Here is a 23231-nt window from a genome sequence, read left to right on the forward strand (position 1 = left end):
CGGGCGCGGATTGCCGTTGTCTACTGGGTGCCCGGGCCCCTCCTGGGTCCAACCCCCCGCCCGGAAGGGGTGCCCCGCCTCGACGGAACACCGATCCTGCGCCTGGCTGTACGGACGGGGTCTCCCCCGTCACGGGCGCAGGAGGCGGCGATGTCGAAAGGCGGCCAACCGGTCAGTCCCGTGCTGGACTGGGCAGCAAACTACCGACCCCAGCGCAGATGTCAACCGTGTCCCTAACAGCGGAAACATCAAGTTTCCGCAGCTGGGACAGGATCGGCGAGAGCCGTCAATGGTCTCATGTGATCCGATGTACCTCAAGTCGAGAGAGCGCCCCGGGCAGCGGGCCGTCGTGGACGACGCCAAGGCGGCGGGTCGCCCTGGTCAGGGCGACGTAAAGATCGCTGGCCCCGCGTGGCGACTCCCCCAGGATCGCCTCCGGATCCACCACGATGACCGTGTCGAACTCCAGGCCCTTGGCCTCGGCGACGGTCAGGACCGCCGCCGGGGCGTCCAGCGCGGCGGCCCCGGGCATGGCGACCGCACCCGGGACCGTCCCGGTGACGAGCTCGCCGTACTTCTCCCGGCCGGTCTCCGGGACGATCACCACCGTGCGGCCCCCCTCGGCGACCTCGGCGGCGACCAGGCCGGGCAGGCGGTCCGCCGGGGAGGCCGCCCAGGGCCGGGCGCCGGTCTCGCGGACCGAGGTGGGCGCGCTCAGGCCGGGGCCGACCAGGGCGAGCACCTCCGCCGCCACGGCCATCAGCTCGGCCGGGGTGCGGTAGTTGACCGTGAGGGTCTCCTGCCGCCAGCGCCCGGCGACGTACGGGTCGAGGACGTCGCCCCAGGAGCGGGCGCCCGCCGAGGAGCCCGTCTGCGCCAGGTCGCCGACGATCGTCATCGACCGGCTGGGGACGCGGCGCATCACCATGCGCCAGTCCATCGCCGACAGCTCCTGGGCCTCGTCCACGATGACGTGGCCGAACGCCCAGGTCCGGTCGGCCGCGGCGCGCTCGGCGGTGGTGAGGTACACCTCGTCGGCGAGGTGGCGGGCGGCGAACTTCTCGGCGTCCATGACCTCCGCCAGGCCGGTCAGCTCCAGCACCTCCCTGGCGTAGGTGAGCTGGTGCTGCCGCTCGTCCTGGGCGGCGGCCCGCGCCAGGGCCTGCTCCTCCTCGGCGAACCACGCCCCGGCCCGCAGCACCGCCGGGTCGATGTCGCCGAGCAGCTCGGCGGCCTCGTCCAGCAGCGGCACGTCGGAAGGGGCCCACCAGTCCTCGCCGCGCCGGGGCGGCTCGCGCAGCAGCAACTCCCGCTCGGCGGCGTCCAGCAGCCCGCCCGCGGCGTACTCCAGCCGCTCGCGCGAGGTGAACAGCCCGACCAGGAGCTGGCGGGGGGTGGTGTAGGGCCACAGCCTGTTCAGCGCGGCCTTGACGGGCCGCTCGGTGCGCAGGTCCTCGCGGATGCCGGCCAGCTCGTCGTCGTCGATCACGCCCTTGCCGAGCTGCTTGGCCATCTGCCGGGCCAGGATGTTGAGCAGGTGGCGGACGAACACCGCGCGGGCCTCGTTGTGCGGCCTGCCCGAGCGGGCCGCCCGGTTGCGGGCCGCCTCCAGGGCCCGGCCGTCGAGCCTGAGGGTGTGGCCGTCGAGGCGGATGTCGACCGGCTTGCGCGGCACCCGCTGCCGCTCCCGTACGGCCCGCGCCACCACCTGGACCATGCGCGCGTCGCCCTTGACCTCGGCGACCTCCGGGCGCTCCCGGACCGTGGGGACGAGCCCGGGGTACAGCTCGGCGACCGTGGACAGCAGCACGTCGGTCTCGCCCAGCGAGGGGAGCACCTGGTCGATGTAGCGCATGAAGGTCGAGTTGGGGCCCAGGATGAGCACGCCCCGGCGGGCGAGCCGTTCCCGGTGGGTGTAGAGGAGGTAGGCCGCCCGGTGCAGGGCGACCACCGTCTTGCCGGTGCCGGGGCCGCCCTGCACGACCAGCACGCCGTCCAGGTCGGAGCGGATGATGCGGTCCTGCTCGGCCTGGATGGTCGCCACGATGTCGCGCATCCGCCCGGTCCGCCGGGCGCCGAGGGAGGCCAGCAGCGCCGCCTCGCCGTTGAGGGTGGCGACGTCCTCGTCGGTGAGGCCGTCGAGGTCGAGCAGGTCGTCGTCCACCCCGACCACCGTGCGCCCCTTGGTCTGCAGGTGGCGGCGGCGGGTGATGCCCATCGGCGCGGCGGGGGTGGCGCCGTAGAACGGCTGGGCCACCGGCGCCCGCCAGTCGATCAGCAGCCGCCGCTGATCGTCGTCGGCCAGGCCGATGCGCCCGATGTAGAGGGCGGTCTGGTCGGTCTTGTCGATCCGCCCGAAGCACAGGCCGTTCTCCACGCCCCACAGGCGGCCCAGGCGCTCGGCGTACATCCCGGCGAAGCTGTCGCGCTCGGAGCGGTTCTGGTGCGTGCCGCCGCTCCCGCCCTGCGCGAGCACCTCGTCCAACTGGCGCTGGGTGCGCTCGCGGAGCACGTCGAGCCGCTCGTAGAGGGCGGAGACGTATTCCTGCTCCCGAGCGACCTCGTGTTGACGGACGGTCGCCGATCCATTATTGTTGATGCTAATGGGATGCTCCGGGCTCATTTGGCTGTTGTGACAGCCAGCCATCTTAGCAGCCTCGTCGAGGAACCCGTCTCCACACCGCGATCACAGCTTGGTCTCGGCGCCTCCGTCCCCGCCGGTTCCAGCGCGCTCCCCCCACTCGCACCTCCCCCGCCCTCCGCCGCGCGCACCGCCGTCCCCGGCCATTGCATGCCCCCGTACGCCGCGCCCGTCATACGGCCCGCTCGCGCCTTCCGCCGCGCGCCCGCGCCCGCCGTACGGTCAGCCGCGCTTCCCCGCCGCGCACCGGCGGGAGGGTGCGACGGGGACCCTGCAAGCCTCCCTGAGGCTCCGCGAGACCCGGCGGACTCCGTGGGGCCTGTGGACTCCCGGTGGGCTTCCGGGAGGCCGGCGGGACTCCGTGGGGCGCTCGGGGGCTCGACGGGGCTCAGCGGCCTCATGAGCCTCGGCGGGCGAGGTCAGGCGTCCCCGCCGGGCCCGCCGCCCGCCGGTTCCGGGGGCCGGTGCTCGTACGGCGTGCTCAGCACGACGGTCGTCCGGGTCGAGACGTTGGCGGCGGTGCGGATCTGGCTGAGCAGCTCCTCCAGCGCGGACGGCGACGCCACCCTGACCTTGAGGATGTAGCTCTCGTCACCGGCGACGCTGTGGCACGCCTCTATCGCGGCCAGGTGTGCCAGCCGGTCGGGGGCGTCGTCGGCAGCGGCCGGGTCGATCGGCTTGATGGACACGAACGCGGTCAGCGGGAGCCCGATCGCCTCGTAGTCGACCAGCGCGGCGTACCCCCGCACCACCCCGCGTTTCTCCAGCCGACGCACCCGCTGGTGCACCGCCGACACCGACAACCCGGTCTCCTTGGCGAGGTCGGTGAAACTCATCCGGCCGTCACTCGCCAGTAATGTCACGATTCGGCGGTCGATCTCCTCCACCCGGTCAACGGTATCGGCACCCGGCGGTCTCCCGCGCCGTCCTCCGGTCACGTCATGGTCCCAACGCCGCCCGCGCCTCAGTCGGTCTCGGCCCGCGCGCCTTCGGCGTCCTCCGAGCCGTGCGGGTCGTGCGAGCCTTCCGAGTCGCGCGAGGGTTCCGGGCCCTCCGGGCCGCCGGCTTCCGCCCGCGCCGCCTTCCCGTCCGCCGGAACCCCGGCGGAGGGTTTCGCGGTCTCCCCGGGGGACGCGTTCGCGGCCTCGCCGGGGGACGCGGGAGTCCTGCCGGGAGACGGTGCCGAGGCGTCCTTCCGCCCGGTTCCGGCCTCTCCGCCGGAGGCGTCCGGGGTTCCCGGCGCGTCCGGGACGTCGGCGACCGGCAGGGTGAGGACGAAACGGGCGCCCTCGGTGTACTCGGTGTCCAGCCAGATCCTGCCCTGGTGCTGCTCGACGATCTTCCGGCAGAGAGCCAGTCCGATCCCGGTGCCCTCGTAGGCGTCCCGGTGGTGCAGCCGCTGGAAGATCACGAAGATCTTGTCGGCGAAGTGGGCCGGGATTCCGATCCCGTTGTCGGTCAGGGAGATCCGCCACTCCCCGTCGCTCCTCTCGGCCTCGATCCGGATGTGCGGCCGTCTGCCGGGGGTGCGGAACTTCAGGGAGTTGCCGATCAGGTTCTGCCAGAGCATCACCAGCTGGGTGCGGTCGCCGACGACCACCGGCAGGTCCCCCACCTCGATCTCGGCGTCCGACTCCTCCACGGCCGCCGCGAGGTTGGCCAGCGCGTGACCGATCATCTCGTTCAGGCCGGCCGGGACCGGCTCCTGGCGGACGCGGCCCACCCGGGAGAAGGTGAGCAGCTCGTTGATGAGCACCTGCATGCGCTTGGCGCCGTCGACGGCGAAGTCGATGTAGGTGTTCGCCCTCTCGTCGAGCTGGTCGGCGTAGCGCTGCTGGAGCATCTGGCAGAAGGAGGCGATCTTGCGCAGCGGCTCCTGCAGGTCGTGGGAGGCGACGTAGGCGAACTGCTCCAGCTCGGCGTTGGATCGTTTCAGCTCCTCGGCCTGGGCTGCGAGTTGCTGCCGGGAGCCGCGGGCCTCCTCCAGCTCGGTGACGATCCGCAGCCGCATCGCCTCCATGTCGCTCGACAGCGCCGCCAGGTCGGCCGGGCCGCCGGTGTCGACGTGATGGGAGAAGTCGCCCCCGGTGACCCGGCGGGACGCCTCGCCCAGGCGCGCCAGGGGGCGGAACACCGCCACCCGCAGCAGCACCGCGACCGTGATGATCGTCAGGAGGAAGGCGGCCAGGATGATGAAGAAGGTGGTGTCGCGGGTCGTGCGAGTCCGCTCCAGCTCGACGCGGGCGCGGTCCCTGACCGCGCTCCAGGCGGCGTTCTGCTCGTTGAGCGCGCGGCGGACCGCGTCGAAGGCGGTCTTGCTCTCCTCGGCCCGCACCTGGGACACGGCCGAGGGGCCGCCGCGCCGTACGGCGGCGATCATCGGCTCGGCGTACTCGGAGCGCCACCGCTCGCTCAGCCGCTCGACCGACTCCAGCCGGTCCAGCACCTTCTCCCCCGACGCCACCATCCGCACCTGCGCCGCGGCGGCCCGCTGGGCGCTCAGGCCGTCCTCGTACGGCTGGAGGAACTCCTCCTTGCCGGAGATGACGAAGCCCCGCAGGCCGGTCTCCTGGTTGACCAGACTCGTCTGCATGCGCTCGGCCTGGAGCCTGCCCACCGTGATCTGGTCGATGAGCCGGTCGGACGCCTGAGCCGCGGTGCGCAGCACGCTCGCGCCGAACACCGCGGACACGGCGAGCAGCACGGCCATGGCGAGCAGCACGACGTTGAACCATGTCTGCGCGTTCCAGCGGCCATGCCGGGAACGGGCGGCGCGCGCCTGGTCGGAGGTCATGACGTCTCATCTCAGGGATCCGGCCCGCCGGGGCCGGGGAACACAACGGCTGACGAAAGATACCGGAACGGGCGGCCTCCGCCGTACCCGATCCGGGCGGGCGAGTCCGGGGGCAGGCAGGACGTACCGGCGGCAGGGTGGGAAGCTGGTGCGATCGCCGCCGTACGACGGCGCACGCGTCCCGTGGAGGTAATGGTGTCCGACGAGTTCGACGTGATCGTGATAGGGGCCGGCCCCGCCGGGGAGAACGTCGCGGCCCGGGCCGTCCGCGGGGGGCTGAGCGCCGCGGTGGTGGAGGAGGACCTCGCCGGCGGTGAGTGCTCCTACTGGGCGTGCGTGCCCAGCAAGGCGCTGCTGCGCCCGGTGGAGCTGGCCGCCGACGTCCGCCGGGTGCCCGGCATGTCCACCGGACCCCTGGACGTCGCCGCGGTGCTCGCCCGGCGCGACGAGGCAGTCTCGCACCTCGACGACGCCGGGCAGGTGAAGTGGATCAAGAGCGTGCCCGCGGAGTTCGTACGGGGCCGGGGGCGGCTGAGCGGGCCGCTGCGGGTCGAGGTGACCGCTCCCGGCGGTGCCGTCCGCCTGCTGACCGCCCGGCACGCGGTCGTGCTGGCCACCGGCAGCCGGGCGGCGCTCCCGCCCATCCCCGGTCTGCGGGAGGCGGCCCCCTGGACGAGCCACGAGGTGACCGTCGCGCAGAAGATCCCGAAGCGGCTCGTCGTGGTGGGCGGCGGCGTGGTGGCCTGCGAGATGACGCAGGCCATGCACGGGCTGGGCGCCGAGGAGACGACGATGCTGGTGCGGGGCCGCTCGCTGCTGGACCGGATGGAGCCGTTCGCCGGGGAGCTGCTGCGCGACTCGCTGGCCGACGGCGGCGTCGACGTCCGCTTCGGCGTCGAGGTGACGAAGGTGGAGCGGTCCGTACCGGGCGGCCCGGTGACCGTCCACCTGAGCGAGGGCCCGCCGATCACGGCCGACGAGCTGCTGATGGCCACCGGTCGCCGGCCCGCGACCGGCGACCTCGGCCTCGGCACCGTGGGCCTGCCCGAGAAGGGCCCGGTGGAGGTCGACGACAGCATGCGCGCCACCGGGGTCCCCGAGGGCTGGCTGTACGCGGTGGGCGACGTCAACGGCCGCAACCTCCTCACCCACATGGGCAAGTACCAGGCGCGGGTGTGCGGCGACGTGATCGCGGCGCGGGTCCGGGGCGACCGCGACGACCTGCCGGGGCTGCGCGCCGTCGCCGACTCCCTCGGCGCGCCCCAGGTGGTCTTCACCGACCCGCAGGTCTGCGCGGTCGGCCGGACCGAGGCCGCCGCCCGCTCCGCGGGGTTCGACGTGCGCGTGGTGGAGTACGACCTGGCCTCGGTGACCGGGGCTTACCTGCTCGGCGAGGACTACCGGGGACGGGCGAAGGCGGTGGTGGACGAGCGGCGCCGCGTCCTGCTCGGGGTGACCTTCGTCGGCGCGGGCGTCGCCGAGCTGCTGCACTCGGCGACGATCGCGGTGACCGGCGAGGTGCCCCTCGACCGGCTGTGGCACGCCGTGCCGTCCTTCCCCACGGTCAGCGAGGTCTGGCTCCGCCTCCTGGAGGAATACGGCCTCTGACCCGCAAGGAGGCGCCGGCGTCCGGACCCGCGAGGGGCGCCGGTGTCTGGACTGAGGAACGCAGGAGCGAAGCGACGCAGTGACGAGGGAAGACACCGGGCTCAAGCCCCCGAGCCGCGACACGAAGCGTCGCCATGAGCCCGCGAGGGGGCGCCGGTGTCTGGACTGAGGAACGCAGGAGCGAAGCGACGCAGTGACGAGGGAAGACACCGGGTCTGAGCCCCCGAGCCGCGACACGAAGCGTCGCCATGAGCCCGCGAGGGGGCGCCGGTGTCTGGACCGAGGAACGCAGGAGCGAAGCGACGCAGTGACGAGGGAAGACACCGGGTCTGAGCCCCCGAGCCGCGACACGAAGTGTCGCCATGAACACAGTCGCATATTTAGATAAGTTTTGCGATTTTTCTGACACCACCCACGAGCAACATGCGGAATTACAACCGTATAGGTGAGGTTCCGTGACGCCCGGGGAGGTGAGGTCGCCGCATGGGGACGAGCGATGACGCGGCGGGGCGGCCCGCGCTCCGGGAGTCGGCTCTCCCGGCGTCGGATCGGCGCTCCTCCCCGGGGTCCGATCTTCCGCCGCCGGACCCGTACTTCTTCGTCCCGGAGGCGGGCCGTCCGGCCCCGGTCCTGCCGCCCGCCTCTCCCGAGCCTGACTTCCGGATGCTGGATCGGCGGGAGCGGGCCGTCATCGGCCGGATGCTGGCGGGCCTGACGCTGGGCATGGCCCTCTCCCTGGCCGGCCGGACGGCCGCCGGTGCGCTGCCCGCGCATGTCGTGGCCTTCTACGACCCCTACCTGTACGGCGTGCTGATCCTGGCCATGACGCGCGGCATCTCCCGGCCCGGCTGGGCCCTGCTGACCGGCTGTCTCACCGGGGCGGGCATCGCGGCCGGTCACATGACGGCTCACGCGCTCGACCACCAGACCCCGCTCGTCCCCGGCGGCACCGGAGACACCGGGGGCATCGGCTGGGAGATGGCGGCGCTGGCCGTCGTGCTGATCGCCTTCGGCCTGACCGGGCATCTCTGCCGCCGTCCCGGCCGGTGCGGCGATCTCGTGGTGGGAGCGCTCAGCGGGGTGCTGCTGGCCCGGTTCGCCCAGGAGCTCCGGTCGGCGGAGCTGCTGGACCGCGTGGGCTCCCTCGCGGTTCCGTGGTCGCTCGCGGCCCTGGCGGTCATGGGCCTGGCGTTGCCGGTCATCCTGCGGCCGACCGCGGCGGCGCGGGTCCGCACCGCCGCCGTCACCTTGATCTGCGCCGCCCTCTGCGTGGTCGTCCTCTCCGTCCTGCCCCTGTTCGGCTGACCGGGAGGGCCGCCGGGGCCGCCGGCGGCCGGGAGGGTCCGGGCCTTCCCCTGATCAGCCCTTGGCGACGGCCCTGCTGATGACCAGGCGCTGGACCTGGTTGGTGCCCTCGACGATCTGCAGCACCTTCGCCTCGCGCATGTACCGCTCGACCGGGAAGTCCTCGACGTAGCCGTAGCCGCCGAGCACCTGCACCGCGTCGGTGGTGACGTTCATGCACATGTCGGTGGCGAACAGCTTGGCCATGGCGGCCTGCGTGCCGTACGGCCGACCGGCGTCGCGCAGCCGGGCGGCGTCCAGGTAGAGGGCCCGCGCGGCGGCGATCCGGGTGGCCATGTCGGCGAGCATGAAGCCGACGCCCTGGAAGTCGGCGATCCGCGAGCCGAACTGCCGCCGCTCCCTGGCGTAGGAGGCGGCGGCGTCGAAGGCGGCCTGGGCCACGCCCACCGCGCAGGCGGCGATGCCGAGCCGCCCGCCGTCCAGGGCGGCCATGGCGATGCGGAAGCCCTCGCCCTCGGAGCCGACCAGGGCGTCGGGGCCGAGCCGCGCCGCGTCGAAGCGGACCTGGGCCGTCGGCGAGGACTTCATGCCCATCTTCCGCTCGGGCTCGCCGAACGACAGGCCCGGCGTGCCGGCCGGGACGTGGAAGCAGGAGATGCCGCGGGCCCCGTCGGGCGAGGTGCGGGCCATGAGCGTGTAGAAGTCGGCGGCGCCGCCGTGGGTGATCCACGCCTTGACCCCGTCCACGGTGTAGCCGTCGGCGTCGCGCGCGGCCCGGGTGGTCAGGGCGGCGGCGTCGGAGCCGGAGTGGGGCTCCGACAGGCAGTAGGCGCCCAGCAGTTCGCCGCCGAGCATCTCCGGCAGCAGCTCCGCGCGCTGGGCGTCGGTGCCGTAGGCGGCGACCGGGAAGCACGACAGGGTGTGCACCGACAGGCCGAGGCCGACCGCCAGCCATCCGGCAGCCAGCTCCTCGATCACCTGGAGGTAGACCTCGTACGGCTGCGCCGCGCCGCCGTGCTCCTCGGGGTAGGGCAGCCCGAGGAGGCCGGAGCGGCCCAGGGTGGTGAAGACCTCCCGGGGGAAGCGCCCGGTGGCCTCGTCGGCCGCGGCCCGGGGCGCGACCTCCTTGCCGGCGAGTTCGCGGACCAGGTCGATCAGGTCGTGGGCCTCGGCGGTCGGCAGAACACGTTCAACGGTCATATCCGCTCCAGGTCATGGGCGAGAGCGACAAAAAGGGTGACCGGGTTCACCGGCCACCCCGATTGTGACACTTGTTACACGATGACGAGTTCACGAGGCCGGTGGTTGACCCGCTCGCCGCCCTCCTCGGTGCAGACGAGGATGTCCTCGATGCGGGCGCCGTGGGCGCCGGGGAGATAGATGCCCGGCTCGACGGAGAAGGCGAAGCCCGGCGCCATCGGCTCGGCGTTGCCCGCGACGATGTAGGGCTCCTCGTGGGTCTCCAGGCCGATGCCGTGGCCGGTGCGGTGGATGAAGTACTCGCCGTAGCCCTCCTCGGCGATCACCTCCCGCGCGGCGGCGTCGATGGCCTCGCACGCGACGCCGGGCCGTACCGCCCGGCAGGCGGCCTCCTGGGCGCGCTGGAGCACGTCGTAGTACTTGACGAAGTCGGCCGGGGGCTCCCCGACGCAGTAGACCCGGGTGGAGTCGGAGCAGTAGCCGCTGGGCATCTGGCCCCCGATGTCCACCACGACCGGCTCCCCGGGCTGGATGACCCGGTCCGACAGCTCGTGGTGCGGGCTGGCGCCGTTGGGGCCGGAGCCGACGATGACGAAGTCGACGGTCGTGTGACCGGCGGCGACGATCGCCTCGGCGATGTCCCGCCCGACCTCCCTCTCGGTACGGCCGGCCCGCAGGAACCCGGGCACCTGGGCGTGGACGGCGTCGATGGCGGCGCCCGCCTCGCGCAGCGCGGCCACCTCGGCCGGGCTCTTGCGCATGCGCAGCCCCCGCAGGACCGTCCCGGCGAGCACCTGCTCGGCACCGGGGAGCGCGTCGCGGAAGCGCAGCGACTGCATCGCCCACATGCGGTCGGCCAGGCCGACCCGGGAGACCCCGCCCAGCCGGGCCCCGATCGCCGCGTACGGGTCGTCGGTCTCGTCCCAGGGCACGAACTCGACGCCCAGCCGGGAGGCCGGGGAGTGCTCGGCGGCGGGCAGCTCCAGACGGGGCACCACGAGGAAGGCGTCACCCTCGGCCGGCAGCACCAGGCAGGTGAGCCGCTCCAGCGGCAGCGCGTCGTAGCCGGTCACGTACCGCAGGTCGGGGCCGGGCGTCAGAAGCAGCGCGCCGAGCCCGGCGGCGGCGGTCGCCCGCTGGGCGTCGGCCAGGCGGGTAACGGGATACAGGTCAGCAGACTCCGTTGTCACACCGCCCAATCTAGTACCGGAAGGACGAACGACGCATCCGGCCCCGGAGCACCAAGGAAAGTGCGGGAAAGCCCGGGAAACCCCACCCGGATCGCGATGACATCACTACACTCCGTTGAAGCACGATCACAATTTGTCAATAGAATGTCCGCAAGACCTCACATCTCGAGAGCGAGCTAAATGGTCGGCGTAGTGGGCGGCCACCAGCCCCCCCTCCACCCACGAAACGACCACGTGACCGGTTCCGCCCCGCTGACCACGACCGACACGACGCGGCGCCCGCGGGAAGAGCCGGACGAGCACCTGGCCGTCGAACATCACCTCCTCAGCGTCCGGCTGGCACAGGCCGAACGGCTGGGCGATCTCGGCTGGGCCGAATGGAATCTCCAGACCGGGGAGACCATCTGGTCCGACCGGGTGTACGCCATCTTCGGCCGCGATCCCGGCGAGGGGCCCATCCGCCTGGCGGACCTGGCCTCCCACGTCGAGACAGGCGACCGGGCCGGCCTGGACCGCCTGCTGCGGTCCGTCGTGCACCGGGCCGAGCCGGGCGAGACCGAGTTCCGCATCCGCCGCCGGGGCGAGATCCGCAACCTGCGGGCGGCCCTGGACCCCGTGGCGGCCGGCGGGCGCACCGCCGTGCACGGCGTGATCCAGGACGTCACCGGCCACCGCCGGGCCGAGCATGGCATCACCGAGGCGCGGCGCCGGCTGGGTGAGCTCCTCGGCCGGGCGACCCGGGAGCGGCGGCAGAGCGAGGCCCTGTGCGAGGCGCTGCTGCCCGGCCCCGCCTCCCCGTCCGGCCTGCCCGGTGCGCGGATCGAGACGCGCTACCACCCGGCCGGCGCCGAGGACGGCCTCGGCGGCGACTGGCACGACGCCGTCCCCCTGCCGGACGGCCGGATCCTGCTGGCCGTCGGCGACGTGTCCGGGCACGGCCTGCCCGCCGCCGCGGAGATGACCGTGCTGCGGCACGCGCTGGCGGCCCTGGCGATGACCGGCGAGCCGGTCGGCCGGCTGCTGTCGTGGCTCAATCACCTGGTGACGCACCGGATGGCCGAGGCCACCGCGACCGCCGTCGCCGGCCACCTCGACCCGGCCACCGGCGTGTTCACCTGGAGCCAGGCCGGGCACCCCGCGCCGGTCCTGGTCCGCGACGGGACGGCCGTCCAGCTCGCCCCGCCCGACGGGGTGCTGCTCGGCGCCACCCTCACCGAGCCGTACGCCTCGGCCGAGATCCGGTTGCGCGAGGACGACCTGCTGCTGCTGTTCACCGACGGCCTCGTGGAGCGGCGCGACCGCGACATCGACGACGGCGTCGCGCTGCTGCTGGAGGTGGCGGCCGGGTTGTCCGGGCTGCGCGGGGCCGGCCTGGCCGCCGGGCTCGACCGGCTGGTCGAGGCGGTCGGCGGCCCCAACCCCGAAGACGACGTCTGCGTGCTGGCGTTCGCCCCGGCCGGTTGAACGGCCGTCATGTCCGAGCCGATGCTTCCAAACGCCCACCGGCAGCGGCGTCTCCCGTTCCCCGGCGACTTACGGGCATGCTGATCTCATGACGACCGATCCCCAGAAGCTTCTTTTGCTGGACACCCCCTCCCTTTACTTCCGTGCCTTCTACGGAGTCCCCGAGTCGGTGACCGCGCCGGACGGCATGCCGGTCAACGCCGTCCGCGGGCTCATCGACATGATCGCCATGCTGGTCCGGGAGCACTCCCCCGGTGAGCTGGTGGCCTGCATGGACGCCGACTGGCGTCCGGCCTTCCGGGTGGCGGCGATCCCCTCCTACAAGGCGCACCGGCTCGCCGCCGACGGCGGCGAGGAGGTCCCCGACACCCTGGCCCCGCAGGTGCCGGTGATCGAGCGGGTGCTCGACGCCGCCGGCATCGCCCGCGTCGGGGTGCCCGGCTACGAGGCCGACGACGTGATGGGCACGTTCACCGCCCGGGCCCGCGGGCCGGTGGACATCGTCACCGGTGACCGCGACATGTTCCAGCTCGTCGACGACGCCCGCCCCGTCCGCGTCCTGTACACCGCGCGGGGCGTCAAGAACCTCCAGATCGTCGACGAGGCCGCGGTGTCCGCCCGGTACGGCGTGCCGGGCCGCTCCTACGCCGACTTCGCCGTGCTCCGCGGCGATCCCAGCGACGGCCTGCCCGGCGTCGCCGGGATCGGAGACAAGACGGCGGCCGCGCTGATCACCCGGTTCGGCTCGCTGGAGGCGCTGGTCACGGCCCTGGACGACGGCGCGGGCGACCTGCCGGCCGGGCAGCGCGCCAAACTCGCCGCGGCCCGCGACTATCTGCGCGCCGCACCCGCGGTGGTCCGGGTGGCGCACGACGCGCCGGTCCCGGAGCTCGACCTGTCCCTGCCCGCCGCGCCGCGCGACCCGGAGGCGCTCGACGCCCTGGCCGAGCGGTACGGCCTGCGCGGCCCGCTCAAGCGCCTGTCCGCCGTGCTCTGAGGGTCCGCGCCCGCCTGCGCTGAGGGTTCGCGCTCGTCCGCGCTGAGGGTTCGCGCCGCCGTACCGTCGTGCTCTGAGGGCCCGCGCCCCCGTCCCACCGCACCCGCCCGCGGCGGGACGGCCGTACGGCGGCCTGGCGGAGACGGGTGCGGTGGGCATCATCGGGGCGCGGCGGGGAAGGCGTGTCCTTCGACCCCGCACCCGAAGGACGTCGAGATGCCAGGATCCACCGCCTCCGGCGCGGCCACCGGCCCCGCCGCCGGCCCGCGTCGGCCCGCCGGTCCCGCGCCGCGCTCCGGTGCGGCCGGCGCGACGGTGAACGATAGGTTGGCCCCCGTGTCCCCCAGAACCATACGGATGCCCGAAGAGCCCCATCCGCGGCTCGACGATGGTTTCGAGCGGATCCGCCGGGAGCTGCGGCTTCCCGAGGAGTTCCCCCGCGCCGTGATCGACGAGGCCGAATGGGTGACCCAGGCGCCCGTCCTGCCGGAGCTGGACCGCACCGACCTGCCGTTCATCACCATCGACCCGTCCGGCTCCATGGACCTGGACCAGGCGATGCACCTGGAGGAGCGGCCCGGCGGTTACCGCGTCTGGTACGCCGTCGCCGACGTCGGGGCGTTCGTGCGGCCCGGCGGCGCGATCGACCTGGAGGCCCGCGAGCGCGGCGAGACCGTCTACCTGCCCGACGGGCGGGTGCCGCTGCACCCGCCCGTGCTGTCGGAGGGCGCGGCCAGCCTGCTGCCCGGGGTGACGCGCTCGGCCGCGCTGTGGTGCGTCGACCTCGACTCCGACGGCCGGATCGTGGGCGCCGACGTGACCCGGGCGCTGGTGCGCAGCCGCGAGCGGCTCGACTACGACTACGTGCAGGCCGCGGTGGACACCGGCACCGCCGACGGCACGCTGCGGCTGCTGGCCGAGATCGGCCGGCTCCGTCTCGCGCTGGAGCGCGACCGCGGCGGGGTCAGCCTGCCCACCCCCGAGCAGGAGGTCGTCCCCGACGGGGACGGCTACCGGGTGGAGCTGCGCGCCTCACTCGACGCCGAGACGTGGAACGCCCAGATCTCGCTGCTGACCGGCATGGCCGCCGCCTCGATGATGCTGGACGCCGAGATCGGCCTGCTGCGGGTGCTGCCGCCCGCGCCGGCCGAGGAGGTCGCCCGGATGCGCCGGGCCGCCGCCGCTCTGGGCGTGTCCTGGCCGGAGGACGCCTCATACGGCGACGTGGTGCACGGCCTGGACCCGAAGGTCCCCGAGCACGCCGCGTTCCTGCGGGAGTCCACGGTGCTGCTGCGTGGCGCCGGGTACGTCGCCTTCAACGGCGAGCCGCCCCGGCAGGCGGAGCACGCCGCGGTGGCGGCGCCGTACGCGCACGTGACCGCGCCGCTGCGGCGGCTCGTCGACCGCTACGCCACCGAGATCTGCCTGGCGGTCGCCGCGGGCGAGCCGGTGCCGGAGGGGATCCAGGCGGTCATGGGCGAGCTGCCGGACATCATGCAGGCCACCGGGCGGCGGGCGGGCGCCGCCGAGCGTGCCTGCGTGGACCTGGTGGAGGCGTTCGTGCTGCGCGACCGGGTGGGGCAGACGTTCGACGCGGTGGTGATCGACGTGGCCGACGACGGGGAGTCCGGCGTGGTCCAGGTCACCGGCCCGGCGGTGGTGGCCCGCTGCGACGGCGAGCGGCTGCCGCTGGGCGAGGCCGTCCGGGTACGACTGACCCGCGCCGACCCGGCGACCCGGGAGGTCCGGTTCAGCGTGGCGTAGTGGCGTAGCCCCGGCGTCACGAAGGCCGCGTCCGGATCACCGGGCGCGGCCTTCAGGTGACGGGTCCTCCCGCGGCGGAGCCCCTGCGGGGTCCGCGCGGGCCGCCCGTCTCGATCAACGCTTGAGGGTCCAGCCGGTGCCGACTCCCATCAGGTGCAGCGCGACGGCGAGCAATCCTGCCAGGGCGAGCGTGGCCGCGGTCACGACGGCGCCGATGGCGACACCGGCGATCTGGAAGATCAGGGCGAGGAGGAACAGGACTGCGGCGATGAGAGCGAACACGGTTACCTCCCTGAGCGGGGGTCCAAAGGGGCCTGATACCGGGATTTCCGTGGCGATCACCCAGGAAACAGACCCCGGGGCTACTTTCCGCGCACCGGCCGTCACGGGGTATTGACCGAGCGGTCAGTCTGCCGGTTCCCGGGGTCCGGTGGCCGCCGGTTCCCGGTCCGGAGCGGCGCCACGCCCGGCCCGCGCGGAACCGGGACGCCCGCGCCCTGCCGCCGCCGGCCCGCGCCGGCCCGCGCCGGCTCTCGGCGGCCCCGCGTCAGCCCACCGAGGAGTAGGCCACCACGCCGCGCCGCAGGGCGTCCATCGCCTTGCCCGCCGTCTGCTTGACCTTGCTGTTTGCCGGGGCCGCCTCGGCGATCTGGCCGAGCAGGTCCAGCAGCTGCTTGGTCCAGCGGACGAAGTCGCCCGCGGCCAGCTCGGAGCCGCCGATGCCGTCGCCCAGCACGGCGTCGAGGTTGTGCCCCCGGGCCCAGCGGAACGCCGCCCAGGCGAATCCGGCGTCGGGCTCCCGGAGGAAGGACAGGCCGTGGTCGCCCTCGATGGCCTCCAGTTCGGCCCACAGGCGGATCATGTCGGCCAGCGCCTTCTGCGCCTCGCCCCCGGGGAGCCTGGGCTGGCGGCCCTCGTCGGCCTGCCGGGACTCGAAGACCAGCGCGGAGACGCAGGCGGCCAGCTCGGCCGGGTCGAGGTTCTCCCAGATGCCCGCGCGCAGCGACTCGGCGGTGAGGAGGTCCAGCTCGGTGTAGAGGCGGCCCAGCCGGCGACCCTCGGCGGTGACGTGCTCGCCTTCGAGGTAGCCGAGCTGGTCGAGCACCCCGCAGACCTTGTCGAAGGTGCGGGCGATGACGTGGGAGCGACCCTCGACGCGGCGGCGCAGACCGTCCGTCTCACGCAGCAGCTTGTAGTAGCGCTCGGCCCAGCGGGCGTGGTCCTCACGCTCGTCGCAGCCGTGGCAGGGGTGCCGGCGGATCTCCTTGCGCAGGCGCGCGACCTCCTCGTCCTCGGCGGCGTGGTCACGCACCCTGGGCGGCTTGCCGAAGTCGCGGTCGCCGAGCTTGGCGTGCATCGAGGAGACGAGGTTGGCGCGGTCCTTGGGCGAGCGGGAGTTGAAGCCCTTGGGGATGCGCAGCCGCTCGACCGGCTCCACCGGCATCGGGAAGTCGGCCGGCGACAGCTTCTTGACCTGCTTGCCGATGGTCAGCACCAGCGGGGAGGGGCCGTCACCGCGGGAGTTGAGGCCCGGGTCGAGGACGATCGCCAGGCCGGCCCGCCGCCCGCCGGGGACGCGGATGATGTCGCCGGGCCGCAGCGCCTCCAGCGAGCGCAGCGCCTGCGCCCGGCGGGCGGCGCCGCGCTGCCGCGACAGCTCGGACTCGCGGTCCGACAGCGCCCTGCGCAGCGCGGCGTACTCCTCGAAGTCGCCGAGGTGGCACGTCATCGCCTTGCGGTAGCCCTCCAGTGCCTCCTCGTGGCGGCGGAGCTGCTTGGCGATGCCGACCACGGCCCGGTCGGCCTGGAACTGCGCGAAGGACGACTCCAGCAGGGACCTGGCGCGTTCCCGGCCGACCTGGCCGACCAGGTTGACCGCCATGTTGTAGGAGGGGCGGAAGCTGGAGCGCAGCGGATAGGTCCGGGTGCTGGCCAGGCCCGCGACCTGCAGCGGGTCGGTGCCCGGCTGCCACTGGACCACCGCGTGGCCCTCGACGTCGATGCCGCGCCGCCCGGCCCGGCCGGTGAGCTGGGTGTACTCGCCGGGCGTCAGGTCGGCGTGGGTCTCGCCGTTCCACTTGTCGAGCTTCTCGATCACCACCGAGCGGGCCGGCATGTTGATGCCCAGCGCGAGGGTCTCGGTGGCGAAGACGGCCTTGACGAGGTTGCGGGTGAACAACTCCTCGACGACCTCCTTGAAGGTCGGGAGCATGCCCGCGTGGTGAGCGGCCAGGCCGCGTTCCAGGGCGTCGCGCCACTCGAGGTAGCCCAGCACCGCGAGGTCCTCGTCCGGCAGGTGCGCGGTGCGCTCGTCGACGATCTGGCGGATCTCGTGGCGCTCGGCGTCGGTGGTGAGCCGGATGCCGGAGAACACGCACTGGGCGACGGCGGCGTCACAGCCGGCCCGGGAGAAGATGAAGGTGATGGCGGGCAGCAGGCCCTCGGCGTCGAGCCGCTCGATGGCCGCGGCCCGATCCGGCGGGCCGGGCCTGCGGGGCCGGGAGTAGCCGCGGCGGCCCCGGCTGAACGCCTGGCGCTCCTCGTCGCGGGCGATGCGCATCAGGGCGGGGTTGACCTGCGGGCGCCGGCCCTCCTCGTCGGCCACGAACAGGTCGTACAGGCGGTGGCCGACGAGCATGTGCTGCCAGAGCGGGACCGGGCGGTGCTCATCGACGATGACACTGGTGTCACCGCGGACCTCGCCCATCCACTCGCCGAACTCCTCGGCGTTGCTGACCGTGGCCGACAGGGCTACCAGCCGCACCGACTCGGGCAGGTGGATGATCACCTCTTCCCAGACCGCGCCGCGGAAGCGGTCGGCGAGGTAGTGCACCTCGTCCATGACGACGAACCCGAGGCCGGTGAGGGTGGAGGACCCGGCGTAGAGCATGTTGCGCAGGACCTCGGTGGTCATCACCACGATGGGGGCGTCGCCGTTGACGCTGTTGTCACCGGTGAGCAGGCCGACGTCGGCGGCGCCGTACCGGCGGACCAGGTCGTTGTACTTCTGGTTGGACAGCGCCTTGATGGGGGTGGTGTAGAAGCACTTGCGGCCCTCGCTCAGGGCCAGGTGGACCGCGAACTCGCCCACGACGGTCTTGCCCGAGCCGGTGGGGGCGGCGACCAGGACTCCGTCACCCGCTTCCAGGGCCCGGCAGGCGTCCAGCTGGAAGTCGTCCAGCTCGAAGTCGTACAGACCGCGGAACGAGGTCAGCGCGGGCCCGCTTTCGGCCTGGCTCTGACGGAAGGCAGCGTAACGTTCCGCTGGGGTCGTCATGTCTCCACCCTACCGACACCGGGTTTCCGGTCGGTCCGCCCGTGCCCCGCGGCAGACGCCCTAAACCAGGACGTTCAGGGCACCGGGGACGATCTCGCAGGTCAGCGGGATGGGGCCGAGGCGCTCGCCGTCGGCGTAGGCGACGACGCCCGGGGCATCCAGCGTCACCCGCCGGGCGCGGTGGACGGTGACCGCGGGATGGGAGACGTGGGTGCCGCGGTACACCCGGGGGAAGGTGCGCAGGAACTCCCCGCGGGGGACGGCGCCGAGGATCGTCACGTCCAGCAGTCCGTCGTCGGGGACGGCGGCCGGGCACACCCGCATGCCGGCGCCGTAGGAGCCGGTGTTGCCGACCGCGACCAGCATCGCCTCGCGCTCGACCACCTCGCCGTCGAGGTCCAGGCGGAACGGGATGGGCCGGAAGGAACGCAGTTCCTGGGCCAGCGCGACGACGTATTTGGCCATGCCGGGCGGCCAGGTGAGGCGGTTGGCCCGCTCGTTGACCCGCGAGTCGAAGCCGCAGGCCACCACCCCGGCGAACCACTCGTCCGCGCCGGCCCGGGCGGCGTCGACCGTCCGGACCCGCCCGCGCAGCACCGTGTCGGCGGCGGCCAGGGGGTCGCGGACCGGCAGGCCGAGCGCGGCGGCGATGTCGTTGCCGGTCCCGGCCGGGATGACGCCCAGCGGGACGTCGGTGCCGGCGACCGCCTGGACGGCCAGGTGGACCAGGCCGTCGCCGCCGAAGGCGACCAGCGCGCCGGGGGCCTCGGCGACCGCGGTGCAGGCGCGCTCCAGGGCATCGTCGGCGGACTCGCCGAGGATCACCGAGACCTCGGCGCCGCCGCTCCGGAGCCGGTCGAGCACCGGGGCGAGCAGGCTGCGGGAACGGCCGCCCCGGGCGGCGGGGTTGACGAGCAGGGCGATCTCTCCGGGCACAGACCGGAACTTATCCCCTACCTCGCCGGATCGGAATCCGTCGTGTCCGAATCGAGAGGGGAGACCTCGTCCGGCAGGGCGGACGCCTCGTCGTCGGACAGGTGGGAGAAGTCATCGCCCTTGGCCGCCGCCCTGCGTTCCCGCAGGTACATGAACCCCTCGGCGAGGGCGAACAGCAGGACCATGGGCAGGGCTAGCGCGATCATGGAGAACGGGTCGGTGCTGGGGGTGGCGACCGCCGCGAAGACGAACATGATGAAGATCACCATGCGGCGGTGGGCGGCCACCGTGGCGTGCGGCAGGACGCCGATCACATTGAGGAACACCATCAGCAGCGGCAACTCGAAGGAGACCCCGAAGATGATGAGCATCACCATCGCGTAGGTGAGGTAGTCGTCCATCTCCAGCAGCGGGATGGCGTTGGCCGGGGCGAACCCCAGCAGGATCGACAGCCCCTTGTCCATGATCACGTAGGCCAGCGCGGCGCCCGCGAGGAACAGCGGGATCGCGATGCCCAGGAACGTCGCCGAGTAGCGCTTCTCGTTGCGGTACAGGCCGGGGGTGACGAACGCCCAGATCTGGTAGAGCCAGACCGGGGAGGAGACGACCACCGCGAAGAGCGCGGCGACCTTCAGGTTGACGAAGAACGCCTCGAACACCCCGCGGATGGCGAACGTGCACTCGCCCTTGCGCAGCACCTGCGAGGCGGGCAGACCGCAGTAGGGCTTCGTGATGAACGCCCAGATCGGGTCGAAGAAGACGAGCCCGATGATGATCCCGGCCACCAGGCCGAGCAACGCGATGATCAGCCGGTTGCGCAGCTCACGGAGGTGATCCATGAGCGGCATGCGCCCCTCGGCCGCGTCCTCGGACGGGGCCGACCGGTTCTGCCCCGGCTTGGGCCATTTCAGCAGCGCCATTGACGAATCCCGGTCCGAGAGGTGTGGTGGGCTGTGTTCATTGCGACGCTGCGCGTCGCGGCTCGGGGGCTCCTGCCCGGCGCCTTCCCTCGTCACTCCGCCGCTGCGCGACTACGCTCCTCGGTCCAGACACCGGCGCCCCCTCGCTGTGTTCACTGCGACGCTGCGCGTCGCGGCTCAGGGGCTCAGACCCGGCGCCTTCCCTCGTCGCTCGCTCGCTACGCTCGCTCACTCCTCGGTCCAGACACCGGCGCCCCCTCACGGGCTCATTGCGACGCTGCGCGTCGCGGCTCGGGGGCTCTTGCCCGGCGTCTTCCCTCGTCGCTCGCTCACTACGCTCGCTCACTCCTCGGTCCAGACACCGGCGCCCCCTCGCGGCTCAAGGGCTTGAGCCGGGGCACCTTCCCTCGCGGCTACTGCGGCTTGGAGGCGGCCTGGGCGCGCAGGCGGGCGGCCTGCTCCTCCAGGGCGCGGGCCTGCTCCTCGACGGACTGCGCGGGCGCCGGGGCGATCTGCTGCGGAGCCGGAGCCGGAGCGGGCTGCTGGGGCTGCGGCTGGACGGTGGCGGCCGGAGCCTCGTCGTCGTCGCGGAGCTTGGAGGTCTCCGCCTTGAAGATGCGCAGCGAACGGCCCACCCCGCGGGCGGCCTCCGGCAGCTTCTTGGCGCCGAACAGCATCACCAGGATCACCGCGATGATGATCAGCTCAGTGGGTCCCAGACTGCCCATGACACATCCTTACGTGAGCGACGTGCGGTCTCTGCCCCCGATCGTACGCTGCCCGGGCGACAGACTCATCCCCTCGGCGGAGTCCGGCCGGCCGCCGACAGCCGCGCCTCGGCGGCCCGCTCGGCGAGCAGCGCCCGGGCCGGCTCGATCCGGCGGTGGGCCCGGTCGACCTCCCGGCCCAGCTCACGGGCCGCGACCAGCACGCGAACACCGAGTACGGCGAGGACCGCCAGCCCGGCGAGGGCCAGGCCCGTCCCCGCGAAGATCCAGTTCATACCGGCTGATCCTACCGCCGACGGTCAAAGGATAGTTTTGGAATGTTCACTAACTTTATACGCTTTCGTACAGTTTGAGGGCCGACGCGGCGGCCTCCCGGACGCTCGCGGCCAGTGACGCGGGCGACAGCACCCGGCCCGTGTCGCCCAGCCGCAGTGCCAGCCGTACCAGCCAGCCCTGGTCGCGCGCGCGCAGCGCCACCCGCAGCCGGCCCTCGCCGAGCTCGGTGACCTCCTCGCACGGGTAGTACTCGGCGACCCAGCGCCCGGCGGGGGTCAGCTCCAGCTCCACCAGCTCGTCGCTGGGGGAGGGCCGGAACACCCCGGGCGTCACCTCGCCGGGCTCGGCCCCGGCCGGCGGGTCGGCGGGCACGTCCAGCACGTCCACGGTGAGCATCCGGTCCAGCCGGAACAGCCGCACCGCCTCGGCGCGGTAACACCAGCCCGACAGGTAGGAGCGGCCGTCCACCATGACCAGCCGCATCGGGTCGACCTCGCGCGGGGTGACCTCGTCGCGGCCCGGCACGTAGTAGCGCAGCGACAGCCGCCGGCGGCGGCGCAGCGCCTCGTTGACCGTGGGCAGCGCGTCCGGGGCGGCGTCCACCTCCACCGCGACCTGGCTGCTGACCACCGCGGCGGCCTCCCCCGCGGCCCGCTCCAGCTTGGCGATGACCCGCGACAGGGCGTCGCGGTCGCCGAACTCCGGCAGCTCGGCGAGCATCCGCAGGGCCACCAGCAGCGCGCTGGCCTCGTCCACGGCGAGCCGCAGCGGCCGGGCGATGGTGTCGGCGTTGTCGATGATGATCTCGCCGCCGTCCCAGGAGACGTCGATCAGATCGCCCGGGGTGTGGCCGGGCAGCCCGCACATCCACACCAGTTGCAGGTCGTCGATGAGCTGCTTCTCGGTCAGCCCGAAGACCTTCGCCACCTCCGGGACCTGCGCGCCCGGATGCGACATCAGGTAGGGCACCAGGGCCAGCAGCCTGGGCAGCCTGTCGGCCGTGCTCATCGCCCGCTCCGTTCCGCGCCGGCGGCACCGCGCCCGCGCACTCGCCGCTCCCCGTCGAGGCCTGTCAGACCGGTGGAACCGTCGGGACCGGTGGGTCCCCGATCCTCCGTACGGCGCCGCTCCCGCGCGGCGCGTTCCCGCGCCGTCACGCCAGGGCCCCCTTCAGCCTGCAGATCACCGCGTCGCGGGCGTCCGGCGGCCCGACCACCTCGGCGTCCGCGGCGAAGCCGACCACCCACCCGGCCAGCCGCTCGGGGTCGTTGAAGTCGATCTCCAGCTCGTCCCACCCGCCGGAGGCGGGCCGTACCTGCTTGGCCACCTGGCGCAGCCCCTGGCAGGTGCCCTCGCGGACCCGGATCAGCGCGGTACGCTCCCGGACCGTCAGCGCGTCGCTGTAGCCGACCATCGACTTCAGGTCGACGCCCTCGGGCACCACCACGTCGCCGGGGCGGCCGATCGGGGTGACCGGCCCGGTGATCCGGCTGAGCCGGAAGACCCGCGCGTCGTCGCGGTCGCGGTCGTGACCCACCATGTACCAGCGGCCGCGACGGCTGACCACGCCCCACGGCTCCACCGTGCGGGTCAGCACGGTCTGACTGGAGGCGGCGCGGTAGGGGAAGCGGACCGCGCGCCGGTCGCGCACGGCCTCCCACAGCGCCGGGAACGCCGGGTCCTGGGTGTCGAGCCGCAGTTCCAGGGCGCCGCCGAGCACCCCGCCGGCCTCCTCGGTCTCCACTCCCCCGGCGCGCAGCTTCAGCAGCGCCTTGCCGGCCGCCTCGGCCAGGCTGGCCCGCTGCCACACCTGGGCCGCCAGGCCCACCACGGCCGCCTCGTCCGGCTCCAGGGTGATCTCGGGCAGCTCGTAGCTCTGCCGGACGATCCGGTAGCCCGGATCCTCCTCCCAGGGGTCCTTGTGCACCTCGATCGGGATGCCGATCTCGCGCAGCTCGTTCTTGTCGCGCTCGAACATCCGCTGGAAGGCCTCGTCGTTCTCGGCGTCGTAGCCGGGCACGGCCTGGCGGATGTGGTCGGCGCTGAGCGGCCGCCGCGTGGCCAGCAGGCAGATGACGAGATTCAGCAGCCGCTCGGTCTTCCGGCGTGACATCGGGCCTCCTTCCTGTCC

18 protein-coding genes are annotated in these 23231 nt (G+C 73.4%); 5 read left to right on the forward strand and 13 right to left on the reverse strand.

Annotated elements, in window-relative coordinates; all coding sequences use genetic code 11:
- Positions 1 to 295: 295 nt before the first annotated feature.
- The 3 genes from IEZ10_RS25565 to IEZ10_RS25575 form a co-directional block, all read right to left on the reverse strand.
- Positions 296 to 2623 (reverse strand): HelD family protein, encoded by a 2328-nt coding sequence (locus tag IEZ10_RS25565; protein ID WP_189249074.1) that lies wholly within the window; start codon positions 2621 to 2623, stop codon positions 296 to 298.
- A 437-nt stretch (positions 2624 to 3060) separates the two neighbouring features.
- Entirely contained in the window at positions 3061 to 3528 is a 468-nt protein-coding gene (locus IEZ10_RS25570; protein ID WP_189249075.1) for an Lrp/AsnC family transcriptional regulator, read from the reverse strand.
- A 77-nt stretch (positions 3529 to 3605) separates the two neighbouring features.
- Positions 3606 to 5435, reverse strand: coding sequence for a sensor histidine kinase (locus tag IEZ10_RS25575; protein WP_189249076.1), 1830 nt, complete (start codon positions 5433 to 5435; stop codon positions 3606 to 3608).
- Positions 5436 to 5627: 192 nt separating this feature from the next.
- On the opposite strand from IEZ10_RS25575, the gene IEZ10_RS25580 reads away from it, so the two are divergent.
- Positions 5628 to 7043: a dihydrolipoyl dehydrogenase family protein gene (locus IEZ10_RS25580; RefSeq protein ID WP_189249077.1), complete on the forward strand. Its 1416-nt coding sequence runs from the start codon at positions 5628 to 5630 to the stop codon at positions 7041 to 7043.
- Positions 7044 to 7526: 483 nt separating this feature from the next.
- A complete protein-coding gene (locus IEZ10_RS25585) occupies positions 7527 to 8348 on the forward strand; it encodes a hypothetical protein (protein WP_189249078.1) in 822 nt (273 codons plus the stop codon).
- 54 nt (positions 8349 to 8402) lie between these two features.
- Here IEZ10_RS25585 and IEZ10_RS25590 read toward each other — a convergent pair whose 3' ends face one another.
- Both IEZ10_RS25590 and IEZ10_RS25595 read right to left on the reverse strand, forming a co-directional pair.
- A complete protein-coding gene (locus IEZ10_RS25590) occupies positions 8403 to 9548 on the reverse strand; it encodes an acyl-CoA dehydrogenase family protein (protein WP_189249079.1) in 1146 nt (381 codons plus the stop codon).
- A gap of 74 nt (positions 9549 to 9622) precedes the next feature.
- On the reverse strand, positions 9623 to 10738 hold the full coding sequence (locus tag IEZ10_RS25595) for a M24 family metallopeptidase (protein WP_189249080.1): 1116 nt from the start codon (positions 10736 to 10738) through the stop codon (positions 9623 to 9625).
- 234 nt (positions 10739 to 10972) lie between these two features.
- On the opposite strand from IEZ10_RS25595, the gene IEZ10_RS25600 reads away from it, so the two are divergent.
- The 3 genes from IEZ10_RS25600 (at position 10973) to IEZ10_RS25610 (ending at position 14963) form a co-directional block, all read left to right on the forward strand.
- Positions 10973 to 12202 carry a PP2C family protein-serine/threonine phosphatase gene (locus IEZ10_RS25600; protein WP_229811639.1) on the forward strand — a complete coding sequence of 410 codons (1230 nt, stop codon included), beginning with the start codon at positions 10973 to 10975 and terminating at the stop codon, positions 12200 to 12202.
- 88 nt (positions 12203 to 12290) lie between these two features.
- Positions 12291 to 13199 carry a 5'-3' exonuclease gene (locus IEZ10_RS25605; RefSeq protein ID WP_189249082.1) on the forward strand — a complete coding sequence of 303 codons (909 nt, stop codon included), beginning with the start codon at positions 12291 to 12293 and terminating at the stop codon, positions 13197 to 13199.
- A gap of 357 nt (positions 13200 to 13556) precedes the next feature.
- Positions 13557 to 14963, forward strand: coding sequence for an RNB domain-containing ribonuclease (locus tag IEZ10_RS25610; protein ID WP_189249083.1), 1407 nt, complete (start codon positions 13557 to 13559; stop codon positions 14961 to 14963).
- 114 nt (positions 14964 to 15077) lie between these two features.
- Here the strand turns inward: IEZ10_RS25610 and IEZ10_RS25615 are convergent, their stop codons facing one another.
- The 8 genes from IEZ10_RS25615 to IEZ10_RS25650 form a co-directional block, all read right to left on the reverse strand.
- Positions 15078 to 15245 (reverse strand): hypothetical protein, encoded by a 168-nt coding sequence (locus tag IEZ10_RS25615; protein WP_179828188.1) that lies wholly within the window; start codon positions 15243 to 15245, stop codon positions 15078 to 15080.
- A gap of 265 nt (positions 15246 to 15510) precedes the next feature.
- Positions 15511 to 18240, reverse strand: coding sequence for a DEAD/DEAH box helicase (locus IEZ10_RS25620; RefSeq protein WP_189249084.1), 2730 nt, complete (start codon positions 18238 to 18240; stop codon positions 15511 to 15513).
- A gap of 60 nt (positions 18241 to 18300) precedes the next feature.
- A complete protein-coding gene (locus IEZ10_RS25625) occupies positions 18301 to 19176 on the reverse strand; it encodes a diacylglycerol kinase (protein ID WP_189249085.1) in 876 nt (291 codons plus the stop codon).
- 17 nt (positions 19177 to 19193) lie between these two features.
- A complete protein-coding gene (tatC, locus tag IEZ10_RS25630) occupies positions 19194 to 20096 on the reverse strand; it encodes a twin-arginine translocase subunit TatC (RefSeq protein WP_189249086.1) in 903 nt (300 codons plus the stop codon).
- Between the two features lie 413 nt (positions 20097 to 20509).
- Positions 20510 to 20824, reverse strand: a complete 315-nt coding sequence (gene tatA / locus IEZ10_RS25635; protein ID WP_189249087.1) for a Sec-independent protein translocase subunit TatA — start codon at positions 20822 to 20824, stop codon at positions 20510 to 20512.
- A gap of 65 nt (positions 20825 to 20889) precedes the next feature.
- A complete protein-coding gene (locus IEZ10_RS25640) occupies positions 20890 to 21099 on the reverse strand; it encodes a hypothetical protein (protein WP_189249088.1) in 210 nt (69 codons plus the stop codon).
- A 55-nt stretch (positions 21100 to 21154) separates the two neighbouring features.
- Positions 21155 to 22108, reverse strand: coding sequence for a helix-turn-helix transcriptional regulator (locus IEZ10_RS25645; RefSeq protein ID WP_189249089.1), 954 nt, complete (start codon positions 22106 to 22108; stop codon positions 21155 to 21157).
- A gap of 145 nt (positions 22109 to 22253) precedes the next feature.
- Positions 22254 to 23213: a helix-turn-helix transcriptional regulator gene (locus tag IEZ10_RS25650; protein WP_189249090.1), complete on the reverse strand. Its 960-nt coding sequence runs from the start codon at positions 23211 to 23213 to the stop codon at positions 22254 to 22256.
- Between the last annotated feature and the right edge of the window lie 18 nt (positions 23214 to 23231).

Source organism: Streptosporangium pseudovulgare, assembly GCF_014648055.1.
Lineage (GTDB): Bacteria > Actinomycetota > Actinomycetes > Streptosporangiales > Streptosporangiaceae > Streptosporangium > Streptosporangium pseudovulgare.